The 24,673-nt window shown below is 72.2% G+C and carries 19 protein-coding genes, 1 tRNA gene and 2 pseudogenes; 12 read left to right on the forward strand and 10 right to left on the reverse strand.

The annotated features are described in order from the left end of the window. Positions 1-117: 117 nt before the first annotated feature. Positions 118-576, reverse strand: a complete 459-nt coding sequence (locus GA0070624_RS27685) for a GNAT family N-acetyltransferase (RefSeq protein WP_091349925.1) — start codon at positions 574-576, stop codon at positions 118-120. Between the two features lie 603 nt (positions 577-1,179). On the opposite strand from GA0070624_RS27685, the gene GA0070624_RS27690 reads away from it, so the two are divergent. Together GA0070624_RS27690 and GA0070624_RS27695 are read left to right on the forward strand one after the other, a co-directional pair. Continuing rightward, the gene (locus GA0070624_RS27690) at positions 1,180-2,151 is read left to right on the forward strand and encodes a zinc-binding dehydrogenase (protein ID WP_091345808.1); all 972 of its coding nucleotides are present in this window, start codon (positions 1,180-1,182) and stop codon (positions 2,149-2,151) included. Positions 2,152-2,475: 324 nt separating this feature from the next. After that, complete coding sequence (locus GA0070624_RS27695) at positions 2,476-3,042, forward strand: hypothetical protein (protein WP_141715207.1); 567 nt, start codon at positions 2,476-2,478, stop codon at positions 3,040-3,042. Positions 3,043-3,105: 63 nt separating this feature from the next. Here GA0070624_RS27695 and GA0070624_RS27700 read toward each other — a convergent pair. The 3 genes and pseudogenes from GA0070624_RS27700 to GA0070624_RS27710 all read right to left on the reverse strand — a co-directional run. After that, a pseudogene (locus GA0070624_RS27700) lies at positions 3,106-3,702 on the reverse strand (NsdA family TPR-like regulatory protein); the annotation flags it as partial. A gap of 24 nt (positions 3,703-3,726) precedes the next feature. Continuing rightward, positions 3,727-5,025: an IS701 family transposase gene (locus tag GA0070624_RS27705; RefSeq protein ID WP_091341815.1), complete on the reverse strand. Its 1,299-nt coding sequence runs from the start codon at positions 5,023-5,025 to the stop codon at positions 3,727-3,729. Between the two features lie 671 nt (positions 5,026-5,696). Beyond that, positions 5,697-5,825: pseudogene (locus GA0070624_RS27710) on the reverse strand (transposase); the annotation flags it as partial. A gap of 34 nt (positions 5,826-5,859) precedes the next feature. Here GA0070624_RS27710 and GA0070624_RS27715 point away from each other — a divergent pair. Further along, positions 5,860-6,642: a hypothetical protein gene (locus GA0070624_RS27715; RefSeq protein WP_091345811.1), complete on the forward strand. Its 783-nt coding sequence runs from the start codon at positions 5,860-5,862 to the stop codon at positions 6,640-6,642. Positions 6,643-6,808: 166 nt separating this feature from the next. Next, on the forward strand, positions 6,809-7,837 hold the full coding sequence (locus tag GA0070624_RS27720; protein ID WP_091345812.1) for a tyrosine-type recombinase/integrase: 1,029 nt from the start codon (positions 6,809-6,811) through the stop codon (positions 7,835-7,837). A 122-nt stretch (positions 7,838-7,959) separates the two neighbouring features. Here the strand turns inward: GA0070624_RS27720 and GA0070624_RS27725 are convergent, their stop codons facing one another. The 3 genes from GA0070624_RS27725 to GA0070624_RS27735 form a co-directional block, all read right to left on the reverse strand. After that, the gene (locus GA0070624_RS27725) at positions 7,960-8,985 is read right to left on the reverse strand and encodes a tyrosine-type recombinase/integrase (protein WP_091341790.1); all 1,026 of its coding nucleotides are present in this window, start codon (positions 8,983-8,985) and stop codon (positions 7,960-7,962) included. Further along, the gene (locus GA0070624_RS36180; protein ID WP_245718803.1) at positions 8,982-9,443 is read right to left on the reverse strand and encodes an AbrB/MazE/SpoVT family DNA-binding domain-containing protein; all 462 of its coding nucleotides are present in this window, start codon (positions 9,441-9,443) and stop codon (positions 8,982-8,984) included. The genes GA0070624_RS27725 and GA0070624_RS36180 overlap by 4 nt, the downstream gene beginning before the upstream one ends. 114 nt (positions 9,444-9,557) lie before the next feature. Beyond that, positions 9,558-9,641: transfer RNA gene (locus GA0070624_RS27735), tRNA-Leu, on the reverse strand. Between the two features lie 235 nt (positions 9,642-9,876). On the opposite strand from GA0070624_RS27735, the gene GA0070624_RS36185 reads away from it, so the two are divergent. The 6 genes from GA0070624_RS36185 to GA0070624_RS27770 all read left to right on the forward strand — a co-directional run bounded on the left by GA0070624_RS36185 (position 9,877) and on the right by GA0070624_RS27770 (position 19,680). Continuing rightward, on the forward strand, positions 9,877-11,841 hold the full coding sequence (locus GA0070624_RS36185; protein WP_245719040.1) for a tetratricopeptide repeat protein: 1,965 nt from the start codon (positions 9,877-9,879) through the stop codon (positions 11,839-11,841). A 147-nt stretch (positions 11,842-11,988) separates the two neighbouring features. After that, the gene (locus GA0070624_RS27750) at positions 11,989-14,613 is read left to right on the forward strand and encodes a fibronectin type III domain-containing protein (RefSeq protein WP_091345813.1); all 2,625 of its coding nucleotides are present in this window, start codon (positions 11,989-11,991) and stop codon (positions 14,611-14,613) included. 32 nt (positions 14,614-14,645) lie between these two features. Continuing rightward, positions 14,646-15,641 (forward strand): AAA family ATPase, encoded by a 996-nt coding sequence (locus tag GA0070624_RS27755; protein WP_091345814.1) that lies wholly within the window; start codon positions 14,646-14,648, stop codon positions 15,639-15,641. Positions 15,642-15,650: 9 nt separating this feature from the next. After that, complete coding sequence (locus GA0070624_RS27760; RefSeq protein WP_091345815.1) at positions 15,651-16,808, forward strand: DUF58 domain-containing protein; 1,158 nt, start codon at positions 15,651-15,653, stop codon at positions 16,806-16,808. A 155-nt stretch (positions 16,809-16,963) separates the two neighbouring features. Beyond that, entirely contained in the window at positions 16,964-19,270 is a 2,307-nt protein-coding gene (locus tag GA0070624_RS27765; RefSeq protein ID WP_091349932.1) for a transglutaminase TgpA family protein, read from the forward strand. Positions 19,271-19,377: 107 nt separating this feature from the next. Then, entirely contained in the window at positions 19,378-19,680 is a 303-nt protein-coding gene (locus GA0070624_RS27770; RefSeq protein ID WP_091349937.1) for a hypothetical protein, read from the forward strand. On the opposite strand, the gene GA0070624_RS27775 is transcribed toward GA0070624_RS27770, so the two are convergent. From GA0070624_RS27775 to tnpB, 3 genes are all read right to left on the reverse strand, one after another. Next, complete coding sequence (locus GA0070624_RS27775; RefSeq protein ID WP_091345816.1) at positions 19,674-20,477, reverse strand: SDR family oxidoreductase; 804 nt, start codon at positions 20,475-20,477, stop codon at positions 19,674-19,676. The two genes, GA0070624_RS27770 and GA0070624_RS27775, sit on opposite strands and share 7 nt — an antisense overlap. Position 20,478: 1 nt before the next feature. Beyond that, positions 20,479-21,459, reverse strand: a complete 981-nt coding sequence (locus tag GA0070624_RS27780; protein WP_091345817.1) for an LLM class F420-dependent oxidoreductase — start codon at positions 21,457-21,459, stop codon at positions 20,479-20,481. A gap of 175 nt (positions 21,460-21,634) precedes the next feature. Continuing rightward, positions 21,635-23,032: an IS607 family element RNA-guided endonuclease TnpB gene (gene tnpB, locus GA0070624_RS27785; RefSeq protein WP_245719041.1), complete on the reverse strand. Its 1,398-nt coding sequence runs from the start codon at positions 23,030-23,032 to the stop codon at positions 21,635-21,637. Here tnpB and GA0070624_RS27790 point away from each other — a divergent pair. Together GA0070624_RS27790 and GA0070624_RS27795 are read left to right on the forward strand one after the other, a co-directional pair. Then, on the forward strand, positions 22,943-23,761 hold the full coding sequence (locus GA0070624_RS27790) for a low temperature requirement protein A (RefSeq protein WP_091345819.1): 819 nt from the start codon (positions 22,943-22,945) through the stop codon (positions 23,759-23,761). The two genes, tnpB and GA0070624_RS27790, sit on opposite strands and share 90 nt — an antisense overlap. Positions 23,762-23,802: 41 nt before the next feature. Next, on the forward strand, positions 23,803-24,666 hold the full coding sequence (locus GA0070624_RS27795) for a DUF1028 domain-containing protein (RefSeq protein ID WP_091345820.1): 864 nt from the start codon (positions 23,803-23,805) through the stop codon (positions 24,664-24,666). Positions 24,667-24,673: the final 7 nt, after the last annotated feature.

Raw genomic sequence — 24,673 nt, forward strand, 5'->3', positions numbered from 1 at the left:
GTGGAAGCGTCCCGCCCGAGGCAACTCGCGTTCCTCATGCGCCCCACCGCACCGCGCAGCCCGCCGCTGAGGCCCATCCAGGCGACGACGCCGGCCGGGAGCCCGCCCGCGACTGGATTATCGACTGTGCTGCATGCCGCGGACCATGCGAATCTCCCGCACCCCGCCCTCGACCTGGGCCGTCCCGTCGGCAACGAAGCCGTGCTTGCGGTAGAACGCCTGTGCACGAGGGTTCGGGTCGGCCACCCACAGCGCCACCGACTCCTCCGGATCGACGACCGCCTCCAGCAGCGCCGGCCCAGCACCCGTGCCGTGGTCGGCCGCATACACATAGAGCACATACAGCTGCCTCGCCCACGCCGCCCCGGCGTCCAAGGGCGGGCCTGACATGGCGATCCCGACCAGCTCGCCGTCCCGCTCGGCGACAGCCACGCGGTTCTCGCGATAGCGCTCGTCGGTCAACGCGGCAGTCCAAAACCGCTCCCGAGCAGCCAGGAACCCTGGGTCGTCGAGCACCGCGTCCGACATGAGTCCCCGATACGTCTCCTGCCAGCACCGCACATTCACACGTGCCATCTGCGCGACGTCCTCGACCCGAGCCGGGCGAGCAGTCAGCGAGGAACTCACCGCCGAATCGTAGGCCGCCAACCGCCGCCCGCTACACCAGGTCCGCCAGTACGCAGCAGGAGGCTTGGTTAGCGTCGCAGGACATCCGGGTTCCGGTGGACGAACTGGCTTTTTCCTCCGAGGACGGACATCTACTCGTTCCCCAGTTGGTAAGCGCCGGTTGGCTACCGGGCGGAGGCGACCCCGCACGTCACTGCTGTGGACGCCGCCCTGTCTGACATGAGCGGCGCGGAGCATGCTCACTTGTGGACGGTTGAGGCGCTCCATGATGCCCCAGAGTGGGCAGGTGCCCGGGAGCTAGCCGCCCGCGCGTTGCACTTTCTCTAACGACCGCTCATCGGCAAGTCCGGACGTCGGCTCCATTCGGTTGACATGACGCTCCGTAACGCGCGGATCGCGGCATGAGCGGATGTTCAGTTGGGCTCAGGCGAAGGTCTGACGCGGTGGCTGTGGGACCACGGGTCTCGTCGGGGATGCGTCGGTTGACCTCAAGCAAACTTGAGGTTGCATGCTTTCGGCGTTCGCGTCGGCGAACGGATGGGAGTAGGTGGTATGCGAGTGGTCCAGGCGATCCGTTTCGGGGGTCCCGAGGTGCTGGTTCCAGGTCAGGCGCCGGACCCGGTGGCCGGGCCGGGCCAGGTCGTGGTCGATGTGGCGGTGGCGGGCATGACGTTCGTCGAGACGCAGATCCGGCGTGGCACCGACAGGTGGCATGAACGGCCGCGGCTGCCGTACGTGCCGGGCGGTCTGGTGGCCGGGCTTGTGAGCGCAGTCGGCGCCCAGGTGGATCCGGCTTGGCTGGGGCGGCGTGTCGTGGCCAGTACGGGAGAGACCGGCGGTTTCGCCGAGCGGGCGGTGGCGCTGGTCGGGGAGCTGTTCCCGGTGCCAGACGGCCTCGGCCTGCCGGAGGCCACCGCCCTTTACAGCGACGGCAGCACGGCGCAGGGGCTGGCCGAACACGCCAAGATCGGCCCAGGTGACTGGATTCTGGTCGAAGCGGCGGCGGGTGGGGTGGGCAGCCTGCTGGTGCAGCTCGCCCGTGCGACGGGCGCGCGGGTCGTCGGAGCCGCTCGCGGAGGCCGGAAGCTCGATCTGGTCCGAGAGCTAGGCGCCGACGCGGTCGTCGACTACTCCGAACCAGGCTGGATCAAGCGGGTGCTCGAAGCGACCGGTGACGCGGGACCGGATGTGGTGTTCGACGGCGTCGGCGGCCAGATCGGGCGGGCCGCGTTCGAGGTGACGGCCCGCGGCGGCCGTTTCTCGGTGCACGGCGCCTCCAGCGGTGAGGCCACGCTTATCGACCCTGCGGAGGCGAGCCAAAGGGACGTGAAGGTGATCGGCATCGAACAGCTCTTTGATTTCGGACCGCATGTGGTGCGGTGGGCGGAGCGGATGATGTCGCAGGCGGCAGCGGGACTCGTCCGGCCGATCATCGGGCAGACCTTCTCGTTGGAGCGTGCCGCCGATGCGCACGCCGCAGTCGAAAACCGCACCGCCGTGGGGAAGACCCTGCTGTTGATTTGACGGCCTGCGCCTGGGATCGCTGACCTGGCCACGTCATCCGCCGCTGAGGCTCAACGGCCCATGCCACCGCCAAAGCCGGACCACACGCTCATCGGCATGTGAGTGTGCCCAAGGCCGCTCATCTGTCACGGACTGTAACCAGGGCGACCAAGGCCGACTGTCGTGCATGTCCTGGGACGGATTCGTCAAGCATGTGGTGGGACTAGACAATCACGAGTAGGTGCTTGTCCCGTCACGGGACATCCGTGACAGTGGCGTCCCACCAGATGCTTGACGCGATCCAGACCGTTGGCTTGCAGGATCTTGTGGGAGACTCCCGCCGTGATGAGGGAGGCTGAGGACGAGGATGCCCTGGATGTCCGGGAGCTTGTTCCGGTCGAAGGCGGAACGTGGGGCGGGCTGCTGTTCGACAACCCGAGGGTGGGGCTGGCCCCACACCTGACGTGGAGCTTCCGCTTTCCGTTCGAAGAGGTGATCCGGGACTACGGGAGCAGTCAGATCTTCCTGGACATCGAGTGGCTACCTCTGCCCGGGGCCAGTTGGGGCAACATGACAGGCCAAGCGATTCGAGGCGTCGGCGAGCCTGCTGAGTCCAGCGTCTGCTTCTTCCAGCATCACCAATACGACCTCATTGACCTGGAGATCGTGGAGCAGCGTGATCTATGGATTCACGCCCGTGCCACGCTGACCGGTGACTTGGACGGCCTAGGCATGGATCCTGTCACCGCCGACGCATGGCTTCGCTTCACCGGCATCCGGGTGTATCTGAGTGACATCACCTCGGCCGAATCAGCGCTTGCTCGGCTCCAGGAGTTCACCGCCCCTGAGGGGCTGTCGTACACGCCGACGCCCAACAGCCCTTCCTTCCGGTTCGAGCCTGCGGATTCCTAGCGGCGTTCACGGCATCGCACCAGGTTGGCAGGCGCCATGGTCGCCCTAACCTTCTACGCCTCTTTACGCCGCCAGCCCGAGCAGCTCACCAGCGCGGGCGTTGAAGCGCTGAACTTCCGGCACCTTCGGGTAGGGCTTCATCCGCCGCTGCAGGTCGCGCACGGTTTCGATAGCGCGAGAGGAGTTGACCGACGCTGACAGCTCGACAACCCGCGTTGCGCGAGACGCTGCAGCGTCTACGTCGGAGCGGTCGAGGTCGACCACCGCCAGCGCTGCCTCGCTCAGCGCGCCCCGGCGCGCTCTCCCCTGCCGCCGTGCGCCTGCGGCGGACTCCGTGGCGAACCGTTCGGTCTCTGCCGGCTCCTTGAGATCGCGGAAGCAGTGGGCCGCTTCGCCGAGAAGGTACGGAGCGTCGATGAACTTGGCCCACGCGGGTTCCTCGTCGTGGTTGACCCGAGCGAACACCTGCTCAGCTCGTGCGACGGACGCAGCGGCGGCGGGCGCATCACCGACGGCTGCGAGGGCACGCGCCTCAAGGATGTGCAGGTCTGCGAGGCACGCCGTGGACTCACCTTCGGCCAGCCCTCGACGGCCAGCTCGGGCCAGCATCAGTGCCTCGCGCGGATGCCCGAGCAGGTTTGCCTGGTCTGACATTCCGGCTAGTACTCCAGCCGGGGATCGTGATCACGGCTCGATGAGGGCTTGTCGGGCGTAATGGCTTTTCATGGCGCGGGCTTGGTGGCGGCGTCGGCGGACCGACCAGAGCAAGGGATCGGTGTGGCGGCGGGTGGGCTCGATGATCAGGACGTTGAACAGGTGGCGTAGCTCGTTGACGGTTAGCGGGATCAGCCCGGCCGGGTCGGGCCGGTCGCGGTGAGCGGTGGCAGCGGCGAGGAAGGCGTGGGCGAGGATCGCCAGGGTGGTCCAGCGGTGCCAGGACGTCCAGCGGCGGTTCTGGTGCTGGTCGAGGCCGAGGCCGGTCTTCGCGGCTTGGAACGACTCTTCAATTTTCCAGCGGCGCCCGGCCACTGTGACGAGGGTGTGCAGCGGGACGGGTTCGGGTGACCAGCAGCGGTAGAAGGCCAGCTCGCCGGTTGTCCGGTTGCGGCGGATCAGGAGCCAGTGGTGTCCTCCGTGCTGGTCGCGGTGGGCGGGTAGGGCGGTGAAGGACCAGTCGTAGTAGCGGTGTCCCTTGGCGCCTCGACCGGCGGACACGCGCTGCCAGGCAGAAGCGGGCAGTCCCGTGGCCAGCGCGTCTACGCGGTAGACACCGAGGCTGGTGGTCACCTGATGTGAGCAGGCCACCGCCAGGACGTAGCCCAGTTGCAACTGACGAAGCTGGGCGGCCAGGCGCGGGTCTCCGCCGTAGGCTTCGTCGCCGGCCACCCAGCGGCAGGGCAGCCCGGCGGTGACCGCGGTCTCGATCATCCGGGACGCCAGCTGTGGCTTGGTCGCGAACCGCACCTGCTCCGGGACACCCGCCTCAGCCCGGCGTTGCGGGTCGTCGCACCACGATTTCGGGAGGTAGAGGGCCGCGTCGAGCATCGCGTGAACCACCTCGGTGGCGTAGACCAGATGCACGGCGAGCTGGCAGTTCTCGATCTTCCCGGCGGTGCCGGAGTACTGCCGTTGAACGCCGACGGTGTGCCGGCCCTTCTTCAGATCACCGGTCTCGTCGATGACCAGTACCGCTTCGGTGTCGCCGAACTGCTCGCAGATGAACTCACGCACGTCGGCGCGGACCGCCACGTCGTCCCACTTCACCCGGGTCAGTAGGTCCTGCATCCCGTCCGGACCGGCGTCGCCGGCGTGCTCAGCGATCGTCCAGCAGTTCTTACGCGGTAGCGGCGCCAGCAGGCCTCGGACAAAGTCCCGTACCCGCCGCCGGGGCTCCGGCCTGCGGAAACGTTGGCCGACAGTGAACAGCAGGTCGTCGAACAACATCCGCCATCGCTGGGCGTCTACCCTGTATCCGGCAGCCACCGCTGCGTCATGGTCAGTCCACACAACCGTCCATGATCGACGGTGGCTGCCCTCGTTCCCGCGCCGCATCACGCCACAGCTCAGCCAAGGTCAACATCCCCGGCTGGAGTACTAGGACGTGAGCACCGAGGGCGGTGCTGTTCGACGCTTGGGCAAGCCGGAGTGCCTGAATCAGGCCAGTCCGTCTATTGCCTATGGCAGGCGGCGCTCATGCGTAGCTAAGCGGGTGACGAATCGTTATACAGGAACGAGATGTGAGCCACGACAAAGGTTGGCTGAACACCTCGGACAGAACGGCCCTCTGTTACCGCAGGGGGTCGTTCGCTTCAGTCCGGCCCGCGGACCGTCCACGCGGCCTAGAGGTGACGCCTCGCTTGTGAGGCGCATCCGGCGATGGTCGCAGCGTTCATCACCGTCCAGGACGTCCACGGTGACGCCTTGATCCGTCCGGGCGAGTCCGCCGACGGCTGGCTCCGTTGATGTCAACCGCGGATGTCAGCGCCTGCGGTGCCGACTCCGCGCCGAAGCATGGTTGCGTCTGCCTACCGCTACCTGTCCGCCCTCCCGCTTGACGGGGTATCCGACCGGCTCGCCGCTCCGATCGGATCATCTCATCGGCTGCTGCTTGTCAAGACGACGTGACGGACGTTTCGGGGAGGATGCGGCCGGGCCGCCACCCGGGCAGCGGTGGCGTTGACCGCGGTGTAGATCGGCTTGATGTCGCGTTTCAGCTCGTCCCGGTACTTGCGGGAGGTCAGCCGGAACGTGTCGCGGATCAGATGGATCACGTAGGTTTGCACGGCCCCACTTGATACACCGAATACGCTGTTATCTATGGACGAGCGGGACGACGGGTCGGCGGGCGCCGCCGCCGGTGCCGCTCCTGAGCCACCTGCCGACCCCCGTGACGCCCTCGAGGAGGATGAAGTCGAGGTTTCCCGGGAGCAGCTCCCGGGCGCTGACTTTGACAAGTGGGCTTTTGCTCTCGTTACCGTCGACATAGCGATAATCGGGCTCGTCTGGCTGATCTGGAGGCTTAGCTGGGACCAGCTCATGTGGATCATTATGGGACTCCTGGCGATCAGCGAAGGATGGATCAGGTGGCACGTCAACCCGCTCAAGCTGACTCACCACACAACGGCCGACTGGCTCAGCGACAAAGAAGCGGTCCGCGTCAACCGGCCCTCCAAGCCGTCGGGTAATGCCTTCCTTTTCAAGATCCTGCTCGGACTTGTGCTGATCTGCGCAGGGACACCGACGGTCCCCGGACGGTGGATCGCGTCCATCGCAGGCCCTATTCAGACCGTCCAGGATGCGGTCACCAACGTGCCCGGCTTGATCTTGACGGTGATCTTCCTGCCAATCCTCGCTTTGGTTCCGCTGGTAGTGGCGGTCTGCGCCATCGGGGCAACGCTGTGGGGATTGCGCACCCTAATCACGCTCCCGTTTCGCAGGGGTCGGCTCAAGGAAAACCTGCTCAATGGTTTGGGCTTCCTTCTCGGCGGCCTCTTTGCGCTTGGCATGCTAGGTATGGCTGCATATAACTTCGGGGATAGCTGGGACCAGATGGTCGACCTTGTACTGGAGCCCTACCGGGATATTGCCAGTTGGTTCTGAGCGGCCGCCGATGAGCGGGGCCCGCCGGAAGCCGACGGCTGAGGTGTGACACCCGGCGCGGAGAACCTCCCCGCCCATGACCTGCAGGACCTGGACGTAGCCTGGGCATCGCGACAACGTCGTTGGCGGCGCTGAACTGAGAGCGGCGCGGTTCCTGCTCGCGCGGATGGGCATCACGCCTGAACAGCTCCTCGCCGAACCGTCCACTTCCCCGCCAACCAGGTCTATGCCCACCTTCGCCGAGTACATCGACCGAGTCTCTGGCGTCGTGACCGGCGGAACACGGCGCGTCTACGACACCTATTGGAAACGGGTACGGCACGTCTGGGGTGACCGACGCATCGACGAACCCACACCTCTGGAAATCAAGCAACTCGCCGAGCAAACGAAGAGAACAGCAGTGGCGAGGAGGAACTCGCGTGGCGGCAGAACGGCAGCGGAACACCTGATCTCGTCCCTGCGGTGCCTCTACAAGTACGCGGCGGCGGACGGCCTGATCGCCGAAGGCGACAACCCTGCAACGCGCGTCGGCAAGCCACGCCGGCTCGCCAGCACCCGCAGGGCGATTCCCGAGGCCCGGATAGCGGAGATCATCGCCGTGGCCCAGACGACCGGCAACGACCCCGACCTCGACTCGTTGTTGCTGAGACTCCACATGGAGACGGCATGCCGCCGTGGCGGCGCCCTGGCGCTTCGTCCCTGCGACCTTGACTCGGCGCAATGCCTGGTGCGGCTGCGCGAGAAGGGCGAGACCGTGCGCTGGCAGCCGGTGTCGCCGGCCTTGATGCGGCAGCTCCTGAGGCACGGCGAAGAGCGCGGAACTGGCGATCCACGGGATCAGTTGTTGCGGTACCGCAACGGCCAACCGATCACGGCTCGCCGCTACGACTACCTGTGGCGGCGCATCGGCAAGCAGCTGTCCTGGGTCGCTGTACAACAGGTCAGCACCCATTGGCTGCGGCACACGACACTGACGTGGGTGGAACGGCACTTCGGCTACGCGGTCGCGCGGGCGTACGCCGGCCACGAGGGGAAGAACGACGCCGGTACGACCTCGACTTACGTTCGGGCAGATGTCTACGAGGTCGCGGCCGCGTTGGCCGCCCTTACCGGCGAACCACACCCGCTCGCGGTGCCAACGGCCAGTGTCGGCATGGCGGGGCGCCAAACCCGAGATCCGCACGCCGATGCATGATCCCATGCGCAATGGTGCGGTGGCCCTGGTCGGTGCCCGTCAGTGTGACGTCGACGCCGACCAGGGACCTCTGCGACCGCTGGGATGCCCGGCCGCCCGTCCGAGATGGTGGCCGGGCTGGCTCAGGCCAAAGGATGCGGCTCGCCCGTGAGGGCAGCCAACGCAGCCGCTACCTCATGGACGCTCGCCCGCACGTACGTTGCCGTGACGCCGCCTCCCCCGCTGTCCGTATGACCGGCGTAGGCGCGGGCCAGGGCGTAGCCGAAGTTTCTTTCGACCCACGTCAGCGTCGTGTGCCGCAGCCAGTGGGTGCTGATCTGCTGGGCTGCCACCCAGGGCAGATGCTTGCCGATGCGCTGCCACAGGTGGTCGTACCGGCGGTAGGTGATCGGTTGACCACTGCGGTAGCGCAGCAGCGGCGTCGCCGGTGGCGCTGGTCGGTCATCCACGTGCTGGTGCAGGTGGCGCATCAAGGTGGGCGAGATCGGCTGCCAGCGCACCGTGTCGCCCTTTTCGCGCAACAGGACGAGGCACTGGTCCGGGTCGAGATCGGCTGGCCGAAGCGCCAAGGCACCGCCCCGGCGGCAGGCGGTTTCGGTGTGCAGCCGCAGCAGCAGAGTGTCCAGTGCCGGATCGTCGCCGGTGCTGGCCGCGATCCGGTTGATCTCCGCCAGGCGGTCGTCCGGCACCGCCCGGCGGGTGCTGGGCAGCCGCCGGGGCTTGGCTACTTTCCTCGCCGGGTTGTCCGCCTCGGCCAGATGGCCGTCGGCGACAGCGTGGTTGTACAGACAGCGCAGGGCGGCGATGAGATGCTCGGCCGCGCTGCGACCACCGCGGGCGTTACGGCGGGCGATCACGTGCGTCCTGACATGCTCGGCCAGCCGCTCGATATCCGAGGGGGTGGGTTCGTCCAACCGGCGCTGCGCCCACTGTTCAAGGACGCGGTTCCAGTACGGGCCGTAGACCCGGCGGGTGCCGGCACTGACCGCATCGGAGACCACCGGGATGTAGTCGGCGAATGTTGGCGCCGGCGCACGGGCCGCACCAGCGTGCACCAGGTCGTCGGGGGAGATGCCCAGCCGCGACAGCAACACCAGCGCCGCGTCCAGGTCGGCCTGGCTGGGTGCGGAAGTCCTCTGCCCTGTCATACGGCCTCACCACCCAGCACGGCGGTGTGAAACGCCGTGATCATGGCATGGAGTGCGGCCGGTGGGTGAACCACGAGGAGCCCAGCGGCGGCGTCGGCGACCAGCAGCACCCGAGTGCCGGGCACGAGCCCGCACCAGTGCCGAACCGTCGCCGGCAGCCGCACCTGACCCGGCCGGGTCACCCGGAACACAGCGTGCGGATCCGCGGTGAGCAGGACAAGACCGCCGCTGACCCGGATGTCCAAGTGGGTACCCGCGACCCAACCCAGCGATGGGATGACGGTGCCGTCAGCCAGGCGACCGTTGCAGTCGATCGCCGCCATCCCGTAGACCGGCGACGGTCCGCCCTGTGAGGCAAGCTGCGCGACCGGCAACGCCCGCCGAGGGTTCGCTGCCCCGGCCTGCCGGCTGCCATGCACCGTAGGCGGGACGACCGGAGACACGACGCGGGCGGTCACGATGGCCACCCCCGCCCGCGGACGGAGATCGACAGGGCCGATAGGCCAGCAGTGGAGTGGTCAAGCGTGCTTGACCACCAGTACGTCAAATCACGCAGATATGCTGGGAAATTGTGTCCGAGGGGGGACTTGAACCCCCACGCCCTATACGGGCACTAGCACCTCAAGCTAGCGCGTCTGCCATTCCGCCACCCGGACCTGCTCGTCCAGCCTACCCTGTCGGCCGGGGTGACCGCGTCACCCGTCCGCCGCCCCGGTGGGCCGCACGGGGGATTACTGTACACGGCCCGGGTGGATCATGCACATCGCCGTCCATCGGGTGGCCGGCCCGAGCGTTTCCGCAGGTCAGCGAATCGGATCCGGGTCATCCTCCGCGGCCGGGCCGCGCGATCCGTCGCGGCGGGTAGCGTCCGGCCGCCGACTACCGGCAGCATTGCTCACGTGTCCCACCCCGCCCCTGACCGCCGCTCAGCATCAGGCCCTCGCCCTGCGCTCCGCCGGTGATCTGGCGACCGCCCGCCGACTGCTCGCCGCCGCGATCGAGTCGGCCCGACCGGCGTACGGGGAGGACCACCCGGAGGTGCTGGGCAGCGCCCACCTGCTGGCTCGGCTCCACCGGGAGGCGGACGACCCGGCCGCCGCCCGCCGCGTCCTGGAAGAGGCGTACGCCGCCGGCGAGCGCCGCCGTGGCGACGGCGATCCGCTCATGCTGGCGATCTCCTTCGATCTGGCCGGAGTGGCGGAGGAACTGGGCAACCGGCATGAAGCCAGGCGGAACTACGCCCGCGTCGCCACCGCCGGGCCCGCGGTGCTCGGCCCCGACCACCCCGCTGTACGCGCCGCCCGGCAGTACCTCGGCGACGCCGCTCCCGGTCCCGCCGCACCTGGCTCACCCGCGGACCCTGCGGCGTTCGCCGGGCCGACGATGTCTCTGCCGGCCGTTCCCGCCCCACCGCAGCCCACGCCGCCCAGGATCCTGCCCGCCGCGACCACCCTTGGGACGCCGCCGTCCGCCCCGCCCGCGGCGACCGTTCCCGGATCGGAGTGGGCACCGCAGCCACCACGGCCGGACGGCCCCCAGCCGACCCGACCTCCGCCCACGCACCCGTCGCCCGCCCAGTCGCCCTGGGCGCCGCCGCAACCACCAACCCGGGACATGGCGCAGTCGGCCCCTCTCCTACCACCGCCACCCGTCATCCCGGCCCCCACCGCGGCGAGTGACCCGTCCGCATCGGCTGCGGGCACCGGCGCGCCTGGCACGAGTGGCCAGCCAGTGGCGCCCGCACCCGGCTGGGCCAAGCCCACGATCCAGGTGCAGCAGATCGCCCCGCTACTCGAGGAGGAGGCGGTCCAGGCCGTCGCCGAGGCGCCAACCGCGTCGGCCAGCGCCGCGGCGACGGGCCCGGTGGCCACCGCACCAGTCAGCGCCCCGCCCACGCCCACCCGCCCGGTGAGCGCCCCACCAGCACGGAGCCACCCGGCCGGCACCTCACCAACACCGACCCACCCGGTGAGCGGTCCGCCCGGGCACCCGGCCGGCGCCACCCACCCCGTCAACGCGCCGTCCGTCCCACCGCCGGCGCACCCGGTCGGCCCGCCACCGCTGAACGGGCCGCCGGTCAGCGCGCCCCCCGTACCGCCATGGGGGCTGACCGCGCCGCCGTGGAGCAGCGCCGCGCCGCCGCAGCCGCTGGACCTGCCGGCGCAGGCCGGGCCCGACGTGCCGACGGACGACGCCGGCGAGCCGGACCTCCCGGCCGCAGACCAGCCGGTGCCCGTACCGGAGACGGAGCCCGCCGCGCACCGGCCGCTGCCGGTCTACGACGACCTGCTCGAGTTCCCGGAACCCGCTGCCGCCGAGTCGGCGCCCGAGGCGTACCCGCCGCCGGGGGCCTGGCCGGCGGTGCCGGCGCCGTTCCATCAGCCGCCGGCGTACCCGGTGGCGGAGGAGCCCGAGCCGCGCGGTCGTAGCCGGACCGCGGTCGCCGTGGTGGCCGGCGCCGCGGTGGTGGCCGTGGCGGCCGCGGTCGGGGTCGGCGCGGTGGCGTTCAACCGCGACCCCGCGCCGGCCCCCGCGCCCGCGCCGACCCGGGCGAAGCCGACGGCCACCGGTGCACCCCCGGGTGACCTGCAGTTGCGCGACGACACCACCACGATCACCATCACCTGGACGGACCCCACCGGCGGCGGAGTGCCGTTCATGATTGCCGGGGGCCGGGCCGGGCAGAAGCTGGGCGTGATGGCCACCGTGGATCCGGGGCAGACCAGCTACACGGTCAACGGGCTGAACGGGAGGCTGGACTACTGCTTCACGGTGCTCGCGGTCTACTCGACGGACACGTTCGCGACGTCCGGTCAGGTCTGCACCGACCGGGAGCGCGCCACCCCGTCGCGCTGACCATTCCCCCACACACACGCTGAGTGTCCACAGCGCGACGGTGCGGGTTCCCCCGGCGTCGACCGGACCATATGATGTCTCCCGGCTCTGGGGAGGGTGGCACCGCGCGGCGCCTCCTCCCGCACCGACAGGGGGAGGCAGCCGGCAGTGGCCACCATCGAGGACGTCGCGAGCACCGGAACGGAGACCCCCCGGCGCCGCATCCGGATGCGGGGCGGACTGGTCACCATCGGCACCGTGGCCGCTTTGCTGGCCGCGATGGGGCTGACCGTCCTCGGGCTCGGCGCCGCCGACAACGCGGTCGCCAACTACGACGCGAGCTCCTGGTTGTGGAGCACCACCCGCAGCGAGATGGCCCGGGTCAACGGGGTCACCGCGCGGGTCGACACCCGGGTGGAGATCCCCGGCGCCCGTCGGCACCAGATGCAGGTCACCCAGACCGACCGGCTGCTGATCCTGCGCGACCTCAACACCGGCCAGGTCAGCTCGCTGGACCTGGCCACCCTCCAGATCACCGCGACCACCCCGACCAGCCCCGGGTTGGGCGTCAACGTCGTGCTGCACGAGGACGCGGCGTTCGTGGTCGACGCGGTGCAGGGCATCGTCCGGCAGCTCGACCCGCGCTCGCTGACGCCGGTCGGCGAGCCGGTGCGCTATCCGCCGGGCATCACCGGCGGGTCGTTCGACGGCGAGGGTCGACTGTGGATCGCGGTGCCCGGCGAGGGCACGGTCTCGGCGATCACCGCCGCCGAGCTGCCCGCCACGCCGGGCGCGGCGCCGCGAGCCGGTACGGGGCTCAGCCCGAAGCAGGTCGAGACGTACGACGTCACCGAGCCCAGCCACGAACTGGTGGTCTCCACCCTGGACGACGGTGTCGCGGTGCTCGACCGCACCTCCGCCACGCTGGTGACGGTGCAGGCGGGGCGGACGCAGCGGGCCAACCTGACGATGGCCGGTCCGGGGACTCTGCCGGCGCGGACCAGCGGGCCGCAGGTACCGGTGACCGTGGCCAGCGAACGGCGGGTGCACGTGGTCCGCGACGGCAGCGAGGTGCGGCAGTTCACCGTGCCCGGCGCGGGTGACCGCCTCAGCCCGGCGGTCGCCTGGGCCGGCCGGTTCTACTGCGCCGACGAGACGACCGGCACCGTCTACTCCTTCGACGCCAACGGGCAACTGGTGGACACCATCAAGGGCAAGAGCAGTGGGCCGTTGGAGCTGGAGGTGCGGGAGAACCACCTCTTCATCAACGCGCCCAACTCGGCGATCGCCCGCGTGGTCGACGACAAGAACCGGGTCCGCGAGGTCAACAAGTACGCCAACGACGTCCTCGGCGGCGATCCACCGCCCGCTCCCCCGCCGCCGCCCCCGCCGAAGCCCAAAGTGGGCAAGCCGAGCGCGCCCCGCGGCGTCACCGCCGCGGCGGGCAACGCGTCGGCCCGGGTGCGCTGGCGGCCGGCCGCCGCGAACGGTTCCGCGATCATCCGGTACGTCGTGGAGGGCGCCGGCACGCGCCACGAGGTGGGCGCCAACCAGCGCTCGGTGGAGATCACCGGACTGACCAACGGCGAGACGTACCGGTTCTCCGTGCACGCGGTGAACGCCAAGGGCGCCGGGCCGGCCCGGCGGAGCAACCCGGTCGTCCCGACCGCCGCCGTGCCGGATCCGCCGGCCAGCGTCACCGCCGAGGCCCGGCCCGACGGCACGGTGCTGGTCAAATGGCCGGCGGCCAACGGCCAGGGCAACACCATCGCCAGGTACGCGGTCACCGCCACCTCGGCCGGCACCAACGCCCCCGCCGGCGAGTCGACGAAGACGGAGCTGGTGGTGCCGGCCGGCGAGCTGGCGTACGGCACCCAGTACGCCTTCACCGTGGTCGCCGTCAACGACAGGGGCGCCGGATCGGCGGCCTCCCCGGTGAGCAACACCGTCGTGCCGTTCGCCGCCCCCGGCCAACCGGCGGACCTGCGGGCAACCACGGTGGCCGACCGGCCGGGCACCATCGCGGTGCGGTGGTCGCCGGCGGTGGAGAACGGCCGCCCGGTGACGAAGTACCTGGTCGATGTGGCCGGCAGGATCAGCGAGGTGACCGACACCCGGACCACGGTCGGCGGCCTCGGCAACGGGCAGAACGTGACGGTGAAGGTGAAGGCGGTCAACGAGGCCGGCCCTGGCCCGGAGGCGTTCACCACCGCCCGCACGGTCGCCGCGCCCCGGGTCACCGTGACCGGCTCGTCGGCCGACGCGACCTCGGTGACCGTGACGTTCACCGTGGACGCGGGCGGCGGAAACGTGACCTGCTCGGCCGCCACGGGCGGGAGGACCGCCAGCGGCAGCTGCTCCAGCCTGCGGGTGACCGGCCTGACGCCGGGAACGGCGTACACGGTGACGGTGACCGCGACCAACGCCGCGGGCAGGGGCACCGCGACCCGGGCCCAGTCCACCGACCCGCTCTACGGCATCGCCACGTGCAACAACGGGCCGTCCGGCGACCAGCGCACCTACTGTGACGCGGACGTGGACGGGCGCAACGGCAACGAGATCTTCTCCGTGCCGCAGCAGATCAACGCCAAGCAGGTCGGCTGGGCGAAGCCGGGCACCCGGCTGCGGGCCTACTGCAAGAAGCAGGGGGAGAACATCGACTCCTGGATCTACAACAATCAGAAGCAGAGCACCTGGTGGGTGCAGGTCGAGTACTCCGGGCGGAACTACATCCCGTGGGCCTGGCTCAACCTGGAGGGCGGCGACAACATCAACCTGCTGCCCACCTGCTGACCGCGCCACCCAGCCGAGGAGCAGCCGCGCACGTGAACACCAACGAACCGCTCGGCCAGGCGGAGGCGCAGGGCTTCGCCACCCTCGCCGCCCGGCTGGCCGAGAACGTCAACACGGTCGTGCTGGGCAAGCCGGAGGTGGTCCGGCTGGCGCTGACCGCCCTCTTCGCCCAGGGGCACCTCCTGCTCGAGGACGTGCCCGGGGTCGGCAAGACCACCCTCGCGCGGGCGATCGCGGCCACGGTCAAGGGCCAGTGGCGGCGGATCCAGTTCACCCCGGACCTGCTCCCCTCGGACGTCTCCGGGGTGACCATCTTCAACCAGGCCACCCGGGCGTTCGAGTTCCAGGCGGGGCCGGTCTTCGCCAACATCGTCATCGCCGACGAGATCAACCGGGCGTCGCCGAAGACCCAGTCGGCGCTGCTGGAGGTGATGGAGGAGCGGACCGTCACGGTGGACGGCGTACCGCATCCGGTGCCGCAGCCGTTCCTGGTGGTGGCCACCCAGAACCCGGTGGAGATGGACGGCACCTACCGGCTTCCGGAGGCCCAGCTCGACCGCTTCCTGATGAAGCTCTCGGTCGGCTACCCGGACGAGGCGGTCGAGGTGGAGGTGCTGCGCGGGGCCACCGTCCGCTCTCCCGAGACGCTGAGCGCGGTCACCGACACCGCAACTCTCGGCGAGATGGTCCGGATGGCCCGCCGGGTGCACATCGCCGAGCCGCTCTACACGTACGCGGTGCGGGTGGCCGCGGCCACCCGTAGCCATCCGCAGGTGCGGGTCGGGGTCAGCCCCCGGGGTGTGATCGCGCTGACCCGGGCCGCCTGCGCGTACGCCCTGATCGACGGCCGGGGCTGGATCATGCCGGAGGACCTGAAGACCCTCGCCGAGCCGGTCTTCGCGCACCGGCTGCTGCTCACCCCGGACGCGCAGGTGCGCGGGGTGACCGCCGTCGAGGTGCTGCGCCAGGCGGTCGCCTCCGTGCCGGTACCGCTCCCCACCGGCCAGCCCGCCCCGGTGCACGGCTGAGGCGCGGACGTGGGGATCACCGCCCGCGGGGTCGGGCTGTTCGTCGCCGCCGTCGCGCTGCTCGGCGTCGGTTTCCGGTACGCGTACCCGGAGCTGACCGTGCTCGGCGCTGCGGCCGCCGTCGCGGTCGGGTACGCCCTGGCCACCGCCGCCTGGCGGCCCCGGCTGGAGGTGGAGCGCACCGCCGACCCGGACCGGGTGGCCCGGGGTGAGCCGGCCAGCATGGCGCTCACCGTGCGCAACACCGGCCGGCTGCGGGCGGCGAGCCTGGTCGCCGAGGACCGCTGCGGCGACGCGCTGGTGCCGGTGCCGCTGCTGCGGCTGCGCCCCGGCCGGGACACCACGGTTCGCTACGACGTGCCGACCCGCCGCCGGGGCGTGGTGCCGGTCGGCCCGCTGCGACTGACCCGACGCGACCCGCTCGGTCTGGTCGCGCTCGCCCGCCCGTACGGGGGCACGGTGCCGGTCTGGGTGCACCCGCGCATCCACCTGCTGACCGCGGTGCCGACCGGGGCGGGGCGCAGCCTGGACGGGCGGGTCGACACCGTGCCGCACGGCTCGATCACCTTCGACTCGCTGCGGGAGTACGTGGTCGGCGACGAGCTGCGCCGGGTGCACTGGCGGACCAGCGCCCGGGTCGGCGAGCTGATGGTCCGGGAGAATGTGGACACCAGCCTGCCCAGGATCGTGGTGGTGCTGGACAACCGGGCGACCGCGCATCCGGAGCGGGTCGACGGGGCGGCCGAGTCCTTCGAGTCCGGCTGCGAGGCGGCGGCGTCGGTGGTCGCCGCGGCCGTCCGGGCGGACCTGCCGGTGAGCCTGATGCTGGTGGCCCCCGCCAACGGCGACGCCCCGGCCACCGGTGGCGGGCCGTTGGACCGGCTCGCCGCGGTCGAGCTGGCCGAGGGCGGGGAGGACGTGCTGCGTACCGCGATGAGCCGGCTGCGGCAGGAGCCGCTCGGCGACACCCTGGTGTTCCTCACCGGGCCGGGGGGCCGCGCCGACCTGGGGCACGTCGGCGCGCTGCGCGGGGCGTACCCCTCGGTGGTGGTCGGGGTACTCGGCGCGGCGGAGCCGACGCCGGCCGGCACGGCGGGCCTGATGGTCGTGGACGCGGCCGACGGCGCGGAGTTCGCCGCCGAGTGGGACGGGATCCGCCGGTGGTGAGCCTGTCGACGGTCCGGGAGACCGGCGGCTCACCCGCCGGGCCGACACCGCCGAGCGGACCGACGCCGCCGGGCGGGGCGGCACCGCCGGGCGACGGCCCGTGGGTCCGGGCCGCGACGCGGGTGCTGCGGGGGGTGCCGGTGCCGCTCGCGCAGATGACCATGATCGCCCTGGCCGGCGTTGCGCTGGGCCGGGTATACGCCGGGCCGCTGCTGACCCGGCTGGTCCTCGGCGCCGCGCTCGGCTCGGTGCTGGTCAGCGTCGCCGCCCGACGGCTGCCCTCCTGGCTGGTCGCCCCGCTGTCGGTGCTCGCCCTGGCCGGCTGGACGGGGCTGTCGCTACGGCTGGCCGCCGCGCACGCCGACCTGCCGGGGAGCCTGGCCGAGGTGACGGCGGACGCCGCCCGCAACGCCATCCCCCGGCTGTTGACCGCGATGATCCCGATGGAGCCGGCCCCGGACACCGTGCTGGTGCCGCTGGTCGCCGCCTGGCTGGCCGGGCTGGCCGGGGCGGAGGTGGCGCTGCGGGCCGGGCGGGTGCTGCTCGGCTACCTGCCGCCCGTGCTGCTCTACGCCGGCGCGCTCTACGTGGTGGGCCCGAACGCCGAGCCGGCGGTCTGGCCGACGGTCGCGTTCGCCGCGGTCGCCGCAGCCGGCCTGGCAGTCCCCGCCCGGCAGGACCCTGCGGGCACCGATCCCGCCGCCGGCCTCGCCCCGGCGGTACGCGCGGCGGTCCGGGCCCGCCTGGTCGCCGTCACCGCGGCCGGCGTGGCGGCGGTGATCGGCTTCGCCGCCCTGCTCGCCCCGGTGGTGGCCGGTCGGGTCGACGAGCGCCCGGTGGACCCCCGCCGGTACGTCGAGCCGCCACAGGTCGAGTCGTTGGACGAGAACCCGCTGATCCGGATCTCCGGCTGGGCGCTGAGCCCGGACCAGAAGCTGCTGGAGGTCTCCACCGAGGAGGGCGCGAGCGGGCCGGACCAGGGCGGCCTCCGGATCCGGCTGGCCGTGCTCAGCGACTACGACGGGGTGACCTGGCGAGTCGGGGCCACCTACCGCAATGCCGGGCGGATCCTGCCCGCCGCCGAGCCGGCTCCGGGCGGCACCGTCGACACGGTCCGCCAGCAGATCACCGTGGCCGACCTGTCCGGGCGGCTGCTCCCCGCCGTCGCCACCCCCCGCGAGGTCACCGGCGCCCGGGTGGCGTACGACCCGGCGACCGGGACCCTGATCCGCCCGGAGGGGCTCAGCCCGGGGTTGCGCTACACGGTCACCTCGGCCCGGGAGCGTCCCGACGCGAACCTGCTCGCCACGGCGAACGTGCCGGCCGGGGACGCGGTGGCCCGGGTGCTGCGGGTGGCCGACGGGGCGCCGGAGCAGCTGCGCCGGCTCGCCGCCCAGCTCGCCGATTCCAACGGCGCGCCGTACGCCCGGGCCGCCGCGATCGAGGAGTTCCTGGCCGAGCATTACCGGGTCACCGCGGACGCGCCGAGCGGGCACGCGTACCCGAACCTGGCCTTCTTCCTCTTCGGACCGCGCAACGGCGGCGGGCAGCGGGGCACCTCGGAGCAGTTCGCGGCGGCGTTCGCGGTGCTGGGCCGGCTGGCCGGCCTGCCCACCCGGGTGGTGGTGGGCTTCGAGCCCAAGGGTGACGGTCCGGTTCGGGCCGTGGACGCGTTCGCCTGGCCGGAGGTGCTCTTCGAGGGAATCGGCTGGGTGCCGTTCGACCCGATGCCCCGGCCGGACTCCGAGCCTCGCCCGGTCGAAGAGGACTTCCGTCCCACCCCCGAGGACCCGCCCCCGTCGGAGGTGCCCGAGCCGACCCTGGAACCCACCGCGACGCCCCCGGCGGCCGCACCCGAGCCGGCGAGCGGTCGGCACGGCGTGTCGACGCCGGTCCTGGTGGGCGGCGGCACCGGTGGGCTGGTGCTGCTGGTCGGGCTGGTGCTGCTCACCCTGGGCACGCTGCGCCGGTCGCAGACCCGGGCCCGGCTCGACCGGGGTGACCCCGGCCAGCGCATCGCCGGCGCCTGGCGGGAGGTGACCGACGCGCTGCGGCTGGCCGGACGGCCGGTCGGCGGCGACCTGGCCGCCAGCGAGGTGGCCGAGCGCGCCCGCCACGCCATTGTGGAGGCCCGCGCGGCGATGGCGGCCGACCGGACGCGGGCCCCGGAGGGGGCCGGGACGCCGGACGTCCCGGCGCGGGACGGGGGATCGAACGGCCGGGGCCCGACGGACGCGGGCGAGCCGGCGGGCGGCGGCGCGGGGCCGCGGGACGCCGACGTGGCGGAGCTGGCCCGCCTGCTCAACCAGGTCGCCTTCGCCCTCGGCACGGCGACTCTCGAACAGGCGGAGCGGGCGGCGGGCGTCGCCGAGGACTATGTGGCCGTACTGCGGGCGGCCCGCCCGTGGTGGCGGCGGCTGCTCTGGTCGGTGCACCCGGGCCCGCTGCGCTGGCGCCGCTGATGGCCGGCGAACGGGTCGCTTCGGTGGCTGCCGCCCGTTCCGACTCGCCGCGCGGGCGGGCCGCCTGGCGTCATCCGTGGGTGGCCCGCTGCTCCTACCGTGAGGGCATGTCCACCCCGGTCTGGCTGCTCGTCGCGCTGGTCGCCGTGGTCGTCGCCGGGACGGCCACCGTGGTCCTGCTCCGGCGGGCCAACCGTCGTCGGCCGCTGACCCGCGAGGAGAAGCTCGCCGCTGCCGCAGCGGCGGTCCGGCAGCTGCGCCGCTCGGGCCCCCGCCCGCACCGGGACACCTTCGAGCGCGGCGCCCATCCGCCGGACCGCTACTCCGCGGCGTTCCTGGAGAACAGCGCCTACGGCGACGCCGCCGGTCACGGGGGCGGAAGCGGCGGGGACGGGAGCGGCTCCTACTGACCGTCGGCGGCGCGCAGCCGGCGGACGAGCTTGCGCAGGCCGGCCTGCCAGCCGTCCGGGTCCTCGGCGCGCCGCCGGGCGTAGGTGGCGACCTCCGGGTGGGGCAGGATCAGGAAGCGTTCCTCGGCCAACCCGGCGATCGTCGCGTCGGCGACCTGGTCGGGGGTGAGCACCGCACCGGACGCGGCGATCACCCGGGCGCCGAGGTGGCCGGCGGCGAGCCCGTCGGCGAGCATCGGCGTGTCCACACCCTGGGGGCAGAGGGCGCTGACCCGGATCCCGGAGTCCCGGTAGGTGATGGAGAGCCACTCGGCGAAGCCGACCGCCGCGTGCTTGGTCGCCGTGTACGGGGCGTCGCCGACCGCGGTGAGCACGCCCGCCGCCGAGCAGGTGAAGAGCAGGTACCCCTGGCCGCGGCGGAGCATCGCCGGCAGCGCCGCCCGGGCGGCGTAGACGTGGGCGAGGACGTTCACCCGCCAGGCCCGGTCCCAGTCGGCGTCGGGCGCCTCCGCTCCCCCACCGGTGGCCACCCCCGCGTTGGCGCAGAACAGATCGATCCGGCCGTACCGTCGCTCGGTCTCCTCGACCAGGGCGCGGACCTGCCCCTCGTCGGTCACGTCCACGGCCTTGGCGTGCGCGACCGGGCCGATGCCCTCGGCGACCGCGCGGCCCGCGTCGGCGTCCAGGTCGACGAGGACGACCGCGGCGGCGCCCTCGGCGGCGAACCGGCGGGCCAGCGCGGCACCGATGCCGCCCGCGCCGCCGGTGATCACGGCCACCCGGTCGGTCAGGTTCATCTCAACTCCCGTCCGCGTCGGCGATCCCCAGTCGGGGGATCAGCGTGGCCAGCGCCGCGGCGCCCCCGGCGGCCAGCTCCGGGGTGGGCAGCAACGCCATCACCGGTACGTCGACGCCGGCCTCGGCGTAGCGGCGCACCTGTGCCCGGCACCGCTCGGGCGAGCCGTGCAGCACCAGCGCGTCGACCACCTCGTCCGGTACGGCCGCGGCGGCGCCCCGCCGGTCCCCGGTCGCCCAGGCCTCCCACATCGGCCCGAGCACCGACTCCCGGCCGAGCCAGCGGTGGAAGGCCGCGTACGCCGGCACGGTCAGATAGCCGGTGATCAGCCGGCGGGCCAGCGCCCGGGCGTGCCCGGCGTCCTCGGTCGGGCAGACGAAGATCCGGGCGACGACGGCGAAGCCCGGCCGACGCTCGCCCAGCTCGGCCACCGCCCGCGCGACGTCGTCGGCGGCGAGCCAGTTGAGGATCACCCCGTCGGCCTCGACCGCGGCGAGCCGCAGCATCCCGGGGCGCAGCGCGGCCAGCAGGACCGGGGGCGGCACGGCCGGCGGGCGCTCCAGGGTGAACCGGCGCACGGTGAAGGTGTCGTAGGCCTCGTCGACGGTCTCCCCGCGCAGCGCCGCGCGGAGGAATCGCAGCATGTCGCGGGTACGGCGGAACGGCTCGTCGAACCGCATCGCGTTCCAGTCCCGCACCAGCACCGGTGAGGAGGCGCCGATGCCGAGGGCGAAGCGCCCAGGTGCTGCTTCGGCGAGGGCGGCGGCGCTCATCGCCAGCAGCCCGGGCCCCCGGGTGAAGACCGGGGTGATCGCGGTGCCGAGGCGCAGCCGGGGCTGCCAGGCGGCGGCGAGCGCCAGCGGGGTGAACGCGTCCGTCCCGGCCACCTCCGACGACCAGACGTCGGTGAAGCCGGCCCGATCGAGGGCCGCATAGACCGCGGCGTGATCGGCGAGCGGGATCCCGCTCAACGGCACGGTCATCCCCCATCGATTCGTCACCGGTCGATCGTGCCCGCTCGCCGTCGCCGCAGGCAAGATCCGGAACGGTCCCGGGCGGCGGCGATACGGGCGATATGCGCTGCACCGCCCGGAAAGAGTGTTACGGCCTAAGGTCAACGGAGGCTACAAGACCTGCTGCTGTTGGCACCGTTTCCGTTCATGAGGCGTAAGCGGGCACATGATTGGATGTCCTACCTTGCGGTGGGACGGTCCCGGTCTTGCCCGCTTTGGCGGTGCCGGGTTGACGTTTCACAGCCACCGGCCCGCCGGGGCGGGTCTTACGGTCGGCTCCACGTCCGTTTCGCGTCTCCGAGCCACTCCCGGCGACGGTGACCGCCAGCGCGGCCAGGTTCCGTGCGGCGTTGACGTCCCGGTCCAGGACCAGACCACACATGGCGCAGGTGTACGTGCGCTCGAACAGGGCGAGTTTGGTTTTCACCGCGCCGCAGCCCGAACAGGTCTTCGAGGACGGATACCAGCGGTCAGCCACCACCAGCCGCCCGCCATTCCACCCGGTCTTGTACGCCAGTTGCCGGCGCAGTTCGGCGAACCCGGCGTCAGCGATGCACCTGGCCAACCTGCGGTTGCGCAGCATCCCGGCCACGTTCAGGTCCTCGACCACGATGGTGCCGAACTCGCGCGCCAGTCGGGTGGTCAGCTTGTGCAGGCCGTCACGGCGCAGGTTCGCCACCCGCGCGTGCGCCCGGCCGAGCTGGGCGCGCGCCCGCTCCCACCGCTTCGACGCCCGCCGCCCGGTGCGCCGGTCGGGGCCGACCCGGCGAGATGCGCGCCGGGCCAGACGCCGCAACCGGCGGCCGGCGGCGTCCAGGTGGCGCGGGTTGGGCTCCACCTCACCGGTGGACAGCACCGCCAGATGCCTCACACCCAGGTCCACGCCGACCACCACTTGTGGCTGGTTTGGCGTACGTGCGGCGCGGTCGACTTCGACGCAGAACGCCACGAACCAGCGGCCACCGTCGCGGCGCACCGTCGCGGACAAGATCCGGGCGGTGCCCGCGTCGAGGCGGCGGGCGAGCTTGCGAGCCGACTCGTGCAGCTTCAACCGGCCCAGCCGGGGCAACACCACATGCTTACGGTCCGGCTCGACACGGATGGCCCCGGTGGTGAACCGCACCGACGGAGTCGACCGGCGGCGTGACTTGAACCGGGGGAACCCGACCGGGCGTCCTGCACGTTTACCCGAACGCGAGTCGGACCAGTTCTTCAACGCCCTAGCCAGCGCGTCCAGGCCCGTGTTGTACGCCTCCTTGGAGCACTCCGCCCACCACGGCGCCACATCGGACTTCGCCGCGTTCCACGACTTGCGCAGCGCCGGCAGCGACCAGCCCTGCGTCGGGGTCAGGTCCGCCTCGTCGATGCCGTAAGTGCGTTCGGCGGCCCGCTGATCCATTACCGCCTTCACCCGCGCCAGCGTCCAGTTGTGCGCCACCCGCGCCGCCCCCGCATGCGCCAGCACCGCCCGCTCCTGCCGGGGCGTCAGGTCCAACGCGAACCGATACGCCTGCACGACACTCAACCGCACCCGGTCCGCCACGCCCAGCACGATAACCACCCGATACGACACTCACCCGAGACCACCAACGCCACACCCCCACGGCACTGCGCCGCTGATCCACCCCGTCAGAATGCAGTACCCACCGCAAGCCACTCTCTGAGCCGATGGGACATCGCCGGCGAGCCTCTAGCCGAGCGGTACCAGCAGTTCTTCCTGATCGCGCTCGGCGAGACGATCCTCGTGGCGGGTCTCGCCTACAGCCCCAGCCCGTACGGACCGGGAGCCACGGCCGCGTTCGCCGTCGCGCTGGTCACCTCGATCCTGTTCTGGCGGATCTACATCCAGCGCGCCGGGCAGATCCTCGCCGAGGCGGTCGCCAAGGCCCGGCACCCCGCCACGATCGGCCGGTCGGCCGCCGACACCCACCTGGTCATGCTCACCGGGATGACCGCCACCGCGATCGGGTACGAGCTGAGCATCAGGCATCCGCTCGCCCAGCCGGAGGAGGCCTGGGTGGCGATGATCATCGGCGGACCGGTGCTCTTCCTGGCCGGCCGGGCCCGCTTCGAGTACGAGGTGTTCGGCCGCGTCTCGCCCTCGCGTTGGATCGCGATCCTCGTCCTGCTGGCGCTGACGCCGTTCCTGCCGCACAGAGGCACCCCGCTGATCCCCGCGACGCTCGCCGCCGCGGTCCTGCTCGCGGTGGCGGTGGCCGATGCCCGACGGGCCCGGGGCAAGCCGCCCGAGGCGGCGGCGCCACCGTTCTGAGCCCACCCCCGGATATCGCCCGCCGGCGATACCATCCGCCCGTGACCTTCTCGATCGTTGCCCGTTCCGCCGACGGTCGCCTGCACGGCGTCGCCGTGGCCAGCAAGTTCCTCGCCGCCGGCGCGCTGGTCCCGGCCGCCGAGGCCGAGGTCGGCGCCGTCGCCACCCAGGCGCACGTCAACCTGGCGTACCGGCCGCAGGGGCTGGCGCTGCTGCGTACCGGGGTGGCCGTCGCCGACGTGGTGGCCGGCCTGGTCGCCGCCGACCCCGGCCGGGACGACCGGCAGCTCGGCGTGGTCGGGGCGACCGGCGACGGCGCGACCTGGACCGGGACGCGCTGCCACCCGTGGGCCGGCGGGCAGGCCGGCGACGGCTGGGCCGCGCAGGGCAACATCCTGGCCGGCCCGCACGTCATCGACGCGATCCGGGACGCCTGGCTGGGCGGCGACGCGCTGCCGTTCCCGCAACGGCTGCTCGGCGCGCTGCGAGCCGGCGACCGGGCCGGCGGCGACCGGCGCGGCCGGCAGAGCGCCGGGCTGCTGGTGGTCGAGCGGCACGGCGGGTACGCCGGCACCGGCGACACCCTGGTCGACCTGCGGGTGGACGACCACCCCGACCCGGTCACCGAGCTGGGCCGGCTGCTCGACATGCACACCCTGCTCTTCGGCAAGCCGGATCCGGCCGCCCTGCTCGACCTGACCGGCCCGCTCGCCGACGAGGTCGCCGCCCTGCTGGCCGCCGTCGGCCACCCGGTGGGGGCGCCCGGTCTCGACGACGCGCTCGCCTCCTGGGCCGGCGTGGAGAACCTCGAGGAGCGGCTGGTGACCGGCCGAATCGACCCGATCGTGCTGGACCACCTGCGCCGCACCGCCCCGCACATCCCGGCTGCCCGCGCCGGCGACTGACCCGCCC

It is taken from the genome of Micromonospora rhizosphaerae (assembly GCF_900091465.1).
Lineage (GTDB): Bacteria > Actinomycetota > Actinomycetes > Mycobacteriales > Micromonosporaceae > Micromonospora > Micromonospora rhizosphaerae.